This window comes from Aeromicrobium camelliae, assembly GCF_003850045.1.
Classification (GTDB): domain Bacteria; phylum Actinomycetota; class Actinomycetes; order Propionibacteriales; family Nocardioidaceae; genus Aeromicrobium; species Aeromicrobium camelliae.
The window spans coordinates 109373-116008 of the sequence record NZ_RQJX01000012.1 but is presented as its reverse complement, the minus strand read 5'-3'; the positions used below and the strand labels follow the sequence as shown (position 1 = coordinate 116008).

Genomic DNA, 6636 nt, shown 5'->3' with positions numbered 1-6636 from the left:
TTCGGTAGAGGTGGCTCCTGAGGCCGAGCGCCCCGCCTTCCGGCCTTGCGCTCCGTCGCCCTCAGCAACAAGAACTACATTAGCGACCCCGTCCTCAGCCGGTCAAACCGGGGTCGCGGTGTCCTCGGTCACATACTGGAAACTCAACGTTTTCCGACCGTTCACACCAGCTGGACGCCGGAAACGGAGCGCTTACCCTTGCGGAGCACCACCCACCGTCCGTAGAGGGCCGTGTCGGCGTCGAGCGCCAGCTCGGGGTCCTCGACCCGCTCGTTGTTGACGTAGGCGCCGCCCTCGGACACCGCACGCCGTCCGGCGGACTTGGAATCGACCAGCCCGGACGCCACGAGAGCGTCGACGATGGTGGTGCCCTTCGGCACCTCCCGCGCGCCGGCCTCGGTCAATGCGGCCGCCAGCGTCGACTCCGGGAGCTCACGCAGTTCGCCGCGACCGAACAGCGCTGACGAGGCGAGTTCGGCGCCCTCCGCCTCGGCCTGTCCGTGCACGAGCGTGGTCACCTCGCGCGCGAGCCGGCGCTGGGCGGCGCGCAGCCCCGGCTTCGTCTGGTGTTCTCTCTCGATCTCGGCGATCTCCTCGACGTCGAGGAAGGTCAAGAGACGCAGGTACTCGCCGACCTTGGCGTCCTCGGCCTGGATCCAGAACTGGTAGAAGGCGTACGGACTCGTGAGCGTCGCATCGAGCCAGACCGCTCCCCCCTCGGTCTTACCGAACTTCGTGCCGTCGGCCTTGGTGATCAGCGGCGTCACGAGACCGTTGACGCGTCGGCTGTCGGCACGCCGGACGAGTTCGACGCCCGCGGACACGTTGCCCCACTGGTCTCCCCCGCCCATCTGCAGCCGGCAGTCGTACCGGCGCGAGAGCTCGAGGTAGTCCATCGACTGCAGGAGGACGTAGCTGAACTCCGTGTAGCTGATACCGGACTCGAGGCGGCTGGCCACGACGTCGCGCGCCAGCATCCGGTTGACCGGGAAGTGCTTGCCGATGTCGCGCAGGAAGTCGATGACATTGACCTCACGCGTCCAGTCGAGGTTGTTGACGAGCTGGGCGCCGTTCGGTCCCTCGAAGTCGAGGAACGGCGAGGCCTGGGCGGCGATCGAGTCGACCCAGCCGGCGACGGTGTCCTTGGTGTTCATCGCCCGCTCGCCGCTCTGCTTCGGGTCGCCGATCAGGCCGGTCGCGCCACCGACGAGCAGCAGCGGCCGATGCCCGGCCAGCTGCAGCCGGCGCATCGTCAGCAGTTGCAGCAGGTGGCCGATGTGCAGGCTCGGCGCGGTGGGGTCGAAGCCCGTGTAATACGTCAGCGAGCCCTCCGACAGGTCGGCGCGCAGAGCGTCGAGGTCGGTCGACTGTCCGATGAGACCACGTGCGACGAGGTCGTCGAGAACATGCTGGGTCACGGGGATTCCTTTCCTTTCGCCGCGACCGAGCCTAGTCGTCAGGGTTTGACGGCGATGACCGGCATCGGAGCGTCGAGCAGGATCATCTGCGTCACGCGGCCCATGAGCATCTTGCCGACGGGCGTGCGCTTGCGGACCCCGATCACGAGGCGCTCAGCCCCGGCCTTGGTCGCCTCCTCGATGACGACGTCGGCGACGTCGAGCGAGGCGGCGCGGCGCACCTCGTACGGCAGGTCCTCGAGGTCGAAGCGCTCCGTGAACTCCGAGAGGTCGATCTCGTGGGGTTCCTCGAACTCCGGGTCGATCTCGTCGACCGTGATGATGACGAGCTTCTGCCCCGTGGCCTGCGCCTCCGCGGCCGCCCAGCGCAGGGCGCCCTTGCCGTAGTCGTCCGGACGGTAGGCCACAGCGATCGTCATGCTTCGAGGTTACCGGGACCCGGCGATGGAATAGGGGTGAGGCCCGTCGCGTTCGCACGAGCGTGAGTACTCCCATCAAGGTCGACATCTGGTCCGACATCGCGTGCCCGTGGTGCTTCATCGGCAAGCGGCGGTTCGAGAAGGCGGTGGCGGACTTCGACGGCGACGTCGAGGTCGAGTTCCACAGCTTCGAGCTGGCTCCCGACACCCCGGTGGACTTCTCCGGTTCGGAGGTCGATTTCCTCGCCACCCACAAGGGCATGCCCGAGCCTCAGGTCCGGCAGATGCTCGACCAGATGACGCAGCTGGCTGCGACCGAGGGCCTCGCGTACGACTTCGATGCGCTCCAGCACACGAACACGCTGCTCGCGCACCAGGCGTTGCACTACGCGAAGGATCACGGGCTGCAGCGCGAGCTCAAGGAGCGCCTGCTGTCGGCCTACTTCGAGCAGGGTCGCCACGTGGGGCGCATCGACGACCTCGTCGAGCTCGGCTCCGAGGTCGGCCTCGATCCCGAGGATCTGCGCGGCGCGCTCGAGTCCGACCGGTACCGCGACGCGGTGCAGGCGGACATCGCTCAGGCCCGCGAGTACGGCATCAGCGGCGTGCCGTTCTTCGTCGTCGACGGCAAGTGGGGCGTGTCGGGGGCGCAGGACCCTCAGATCTTCACCCAGGTGCTCGAGCGTGCCGCGAGCGAGGGAGCCGTCCGATGACCGGCCCCTTGGAACTGGTGGGTGACGACGCGGGCATGTGCGCCGACGGCGTCTGCGCGCTGCCCGATCAGACGGCGGAGACCTCCGAGGACGACTCCGCCCTGGGGTGACGCCGGTAGGCCGACACCGTAGGGTCGCCCGTGACCCACAGGCGCCAGGGACGGTCGGCCGCGCGTCGCACGCCCACCCGGGGCCCGGCGCTCACCGGCGGTGGAGCGGCGGGCTCGGGTCCCAGCACGACGGCCGGGCCCACGCGCACGTCGGTGCCGAGGTCGGCCGTCGTGATGCCGAGGACCCGCGCGAGGTTGCCCGGACCGCGGCCGAGAGCGTCGGGACGGACCTCCCCGCGACGCTCGTACGCAAGCTCGTGGCCGTCGACGACTTCCCCGGCCCTCAGGAGCACCGCGGCAGCCTGCTCGCTGGGTCCCGTGACGATGTTCGCGCAGTGGTGACCGTGGATGCGATACACGTACAGCCGCCACGACGGTCCGTACATGATCTCCGAGCGCGGAGTGCGGGTGTAGGCGTGGGAGGCGGGATCGGTGACCCCGCCGTAGGCCTCCACTTCCGTGATCCGCACGGTCACCCCGTGCGCCGTCAGTTCACGTCCGAGCAGACTCCTCGCGCGTTCCAGGACCGACACGGTGCCACCGTACCGGTCACCGCCATCAGGGTTTGACGGCGAGCACGGCGCACGGGGCGTCGAGGATGACGCGCTGCGCGACGCTGCCCAGCAGGGCCTTGCCGACCGGTGAACGATGGCGCACCCCGACCACGACGCGGCTCGCGCCGACCTCGCGTGCCACGTCGACCAGCGCCGCTGCGATGTCGGGCACGACCTCGTGCCGGACATGCGCGGTCAGTCCCTGCTCCTGCAGGGCGTCCTGGACCTCCACGATGTGCTCGTCGCTGGCGAACCGGGGGTCGACCAGGGCGTCTCCTCGTGTCGCGTTGAGCAGCACGAGATCCTCGTCGCGCACGCGCGCCTCGTCGGCACCGGCGCGCAGTGCCGCTCGGCCGTACTCGTCCGGGCTGTAAGCCACCACGATCGTCATCGCACATCCACCTTCTCTTCCTCGTCCTCGTGCGCGGGCGCCGTCCGGCGCAGCCGCGGCCCGACGATGCTGCCCACGAGCAGCAGCGCCATGACGATGTAGACCACGACCGCGACGGGCTCGCCGACGAGGGTCGAGAGATCTCCTTGCGAGATCGCCAGCGCCTCGGCCAACGTGGTCTCGAGCCGGGGTCCGAGGATGACGCCGATGATGAGCGGCAGCACCGGCAGACCGAATCGCCGCATGGTGAGCCCCAGCAGGCCGAACACGAGCAGCAGGCCCAGGTCGAAGGCGTCGAAGTTCACGCTGTACGCGCCGAGCGAAGCGAAGAACAGGATGCCGGCGTAGAGGTAGGGCCGCGGGATCTGCAGGAGCCGCGCCCACACCGGTGCGAGCGGCAGGTTCACCACGAGCAGCAGGGTGTTCGCCACGAAGAGGCTCGCGAGCAGTCCCCACACAAGTTCGGGCTCGGCGTCGAACAGCTGCGGGCCGGGTTGGATGCCGTAGCTCTGCATCGCCAGCAGGATGATCGTCGCCGTCGCCGTCGTGGGCAGGCCGATCGCGAGCAGCGACATGAGCGTGCCCGCCGCCGACGCGTTGTTGGCCGCCTCCGGACCGGCGACGCCCTCGATCGCGCCCTTGCCGAACTCCTCGGGCCGCTTGGACAGCTTCTTCTCGGTGATGTACGACAGCAACGTCGGCGTCTCGGCGCCACCGGCGGGCAGCGCGCCGAACGGGAAGCCGTACGCCGTGCCCCGCAGCCACGGCTTCCACGAGCGCGACCAGTCCTCGCGGTTCATCCACGGCTGCCCGACCGGGATGACCTCGAGCGGCCGACGCCGCAGATGCGCCGCGACCCAGAGGGCCTCGCCGATCGCGAAGATCGCGACGGCCACGACGACCACGTCGATCCCGTCCGCCAGTTCAGGGCGTCCGAACGTGAGCCGCGGCTGGCCGGTCGTCGTGCCGACGAGCGCGATCGCGAGCCCGAGGAACAGCGAGATGAAGCCGCGCAGCTTGGAAGCGCCGAGGACCGCCGTCACCGCGAACAGCGCGAGCGCCATGAGCGCGAAGTACGAGGGAGCGCCGAGCGTCACCACGACGTCGGCCACGCGCGGCGCGAGCACCACGAGCAGCACCGTGCCGATCGTGCCGGCGACGAACGAGCCGATCGCCGCGGTCGCGAGCGCCTGCGCCGCCCGCCCGGCCTTGGCCATCTTGTTGCCTTCGAGGGCGGTGATGACCGAGGACGACTCCCCCGGCGTGTTGAGCAGGATCGAGGTGGTCGAACCGCCGTACATGCCGCCGTAGTAGATGCCGGCGAACAGAATGAGGGCGCTGCTCGGCGACACGTTGTAGGTGACTGGGAGCAGCAGCGCGACGGTCATCGCCGGCCCGATGCCCGGAAGGACGCCCACCGCCGTACCGAGCAGGACGCCGAGGACGGCATAGAGCAGGTTCGTGGGCGTCAGCGCGGTGCCGAAGCCCTCCAGCAGCATCTCCATCAGAGCACTCCGTCCAGGATGCCGGCCGGGATCGGGATGCCGAGCCCGACATAGAAGCCGTACCAGGTGAGCAGGGCCAGCGCGATGCCCACGATGACGTCCAGCACGAGCCGGCGACTGCCGAGGATGCGGGCGCTGGCGGCGAAGAGGAAGGCGCCGACGATGGCCCAGCCGAGCCACGCGATCGTCACGACGGCGACGAGGAAGACGCCGGTCAGCTTCGCGACCGTGATCCAGTCGCTGCCTTGACCGAGGTCGACGTCCTCACCGCCCTCCGCCTCGGCCACATCGCCGCGCGCCGTCGCGACGGCGAGGAGCACGGAGAGCACGAGCAGCGCGGTACCCACGACGTACGGGAACGCGTCGGGCTGCACCGACTGATCGGCGAAGCCGGGCGCGAGGCCGACCGCCTCGATGACGACGTACGCGCCGACCACAGCGAGGAAACCGGACAGACCGTACTGGGCCCGGTCGACCTGCGGGCGGGCCTGCGTCGGGGTGTCGTTCGTGGTGGTCATACGAGTCCCAACTCCTTGAGGGTGGTCGCGACGCGGGTGTCCTGTTCGACGAGGAACTCCCCGAACTCGTCGCCGGGGAGGAACGCGTCGGTCCATCCGTTGCGTTCCAGCGCGTCCTCCCATTCGGGCGTCTCGCGCATGCGGGCGAGCAGATCGATGAAGTCCTCGCGGGTCTCCTCGCTGATGCCCGGAGGCGCCAGCACGCCGCGCCAGTTGGTGAAGGTCATGTCGATGCCGGACTCGGTGAGGGTGGGGGCGTCCACCGTGTCGAGCCGCTCGGGGCCGGACACGGCGAGGACGCGGAGCGACCCGTCGGCGATCTGACCTTCGAACTCTCCCAGTCCCGACATGCCGGCATCGATCTTGCCGCCGAGCAGCGCCGTGGTGAGCGGACCGCCGCCGTCGTAGGTGATGTAGTTGACGTCCCGGGGTGCGATGCCGACGGTCTGCGCGAGCTGCATCGGGAACAGGTGGTCGGGGCCGCCGGGCGAGGAACCGCCGCCGATGGTCACGCCGCCGGGGTCGGCCTTCCACGCCTCCACGAGGTCGCCGACGGTGCGGTAGGGCGAGTCGCCGGGCACGAGGATGCCCTCGTACTCCTCGACGAGCTGGGCGATCGGCGTCGCCTCGCTCACGGTCGCGGCGGCGCCGTTGGTGTACGTCGATCCGACGACGCCGAGCCCCATCGTCATCATGAGGTCGTCGGCGCCCTCCTCGTTGAGGAGCCGCTGCATGGCGACCGTGCCGCCGGCGCCGATCACGTTGGTGATCTCGAACCGGCCGGTGAGGTCGTTCTCCTCCATCGCCCGCGTCGCCGAACGTCCGGTCAGGTCGTAGCCGCCGCCGGGACTGTTGGGGATCATCATCCGCAGTCGTCGGTTGGTGGGGTCGTCGCCGCCGTCGCGGGTGACGCCGCACCCGCTCGCGACGAGGACGGTCACGAGCGCGAGGACGAGCATGCGCCCGACCCGGCCGATCCCGGTGTTGCCTGTCATGAAAGCCTCCTGA

Annotated in this window: 8 protein-coding genes; 1 reads left to right on the top strand and 7 read right to left on the bottom strand. The window is 69.7% G+C overall.

All coding sequences use genetic code 11. The features are described from left to right. Nucleotides 1–161 precede the first annotated feature (161 nt). Together tyrS and EHW97_RS10155 are read right to left on the bottom strand one after the other, a co-directional pair. Nucleotides 162–1424: a tyrosine--tRNA ligase gene (gene tyrS / locus EHW97_RS10160; RefSeq protein WP_378079942.1), complete on the bottom strand. Its 1263-nt coding sequence runs from the start codon at nucleotides 1422–1424 to the stop codon at nucleotides 162–164. Nucleotides 1425–1456: 32 nt separating this feature from the next. After that, nucleotides 1457–1837 (bottom strand): universal stress protein, encoded by a 381-nt coding sequence (locus EHW97_RS10155; protein WP_124237051.1) that lies wholly within the window; start codon nucleotides 1835–1837, stop codon nucleotides 1457–1459. A 62-nt stretch (nucleotides 1838–1899) separates the two neighbouring features. Here EHW97_RS10155 and EHW97_RS10150 point away from each other — a divergent pair, with 62 nt between their 5' ends. Then, on the top strand, nucleotides 1900–2550 hold the full coding sequence (locus tag EHW97_RS10150) for a DsbA family oxidoreductase (RefSeq protein WP_124237050.1): 651 nt from the start codon (nucleotides 1900–1902) through the stop codon (nucleotides 2548–2550). A gap of 67 nt (nucleotides 2551–2617) precedes the next feature. Here the strand turns inward: EHW97_RS10150 and EHW97_RS10145 are convergent, their stop codons facing one another. Genes EHW97_RS10145 through EHW97_RS10125 form a run of 5 tightly spaced genes read right to left on the bottom strand, consistent with a single transcriptional unit; the run spans nucleotide 2618 to nucleotide 6623 of the window. Then, the gene (locus EHW97_RS10145; RefSeq protein ID WP_124237049.1) at nucleotides 2618–3193 is read right to left on the bottom strand and encodes a DNA-3-methyladenine glycosylase; all 576 of its coding nucleotides are present in this window, start codon (nucleotides 3191–3193) and stop codon (nucleotides 2618–2620) included. 25 nt (nucleotides 3194–3218) lie between these two features. Further along, nucleotides 3219–3605, bottom strand: coding sequence for a universal stress protein (locus EHW97_RS15760; protein WP_124237048.1), 387 nt, complete (start codon nucleotides 3603–3605; stop codon nucleotides 3219–3221). Next, nucleotides 3602–5110, bottom strand: coding sequence for a tripartite tricarboxylate transporter permease (locus EHW97_RS10135; RefSeq protein WP_124237047.1), 1509 nt, complete (start codon nucleotides 5108–5110; stop codon nucleotides 3602–3604). Before EHW97_RS10135 ends, EHW97_RS15760 begins: the two co-directional genes overlap by 4 nt. Continuing rightward, nucleotides 5110–5628, bottom strand: a complete 519-nt coding sequence (locus EHW97_RS10130) for a tripartite tricarboxylate transporter TctB family protein (RefSeq protein ID WP_124237046.1) — start codon at nucleotides 5626–5628, stop codon at nucleotides 5110–5112. Before EHW97_RS10130 ends, EHW97_RS10135 begins: the two co-directional genes overlap by 1 nt. Then, nucleotides 5625–6623, bottom strand: a complete 999-nt coding sequence (locus EHW97_RS10125; protein WP_208001985.1) for a Bug family tripartite tricarboxylate transporter substrate binding protein — start codon at nucleotides 6621–6623, stop codon at nucleotides 5625–5627. The genes EHW97_RS10130 and EHW97_RS10125 overlap by 4 nt, the downstream gene beginning before the upstream one ends. Between the last annotated feature and the right edge of the window lie 13 nt (nucleotides 6624–6636).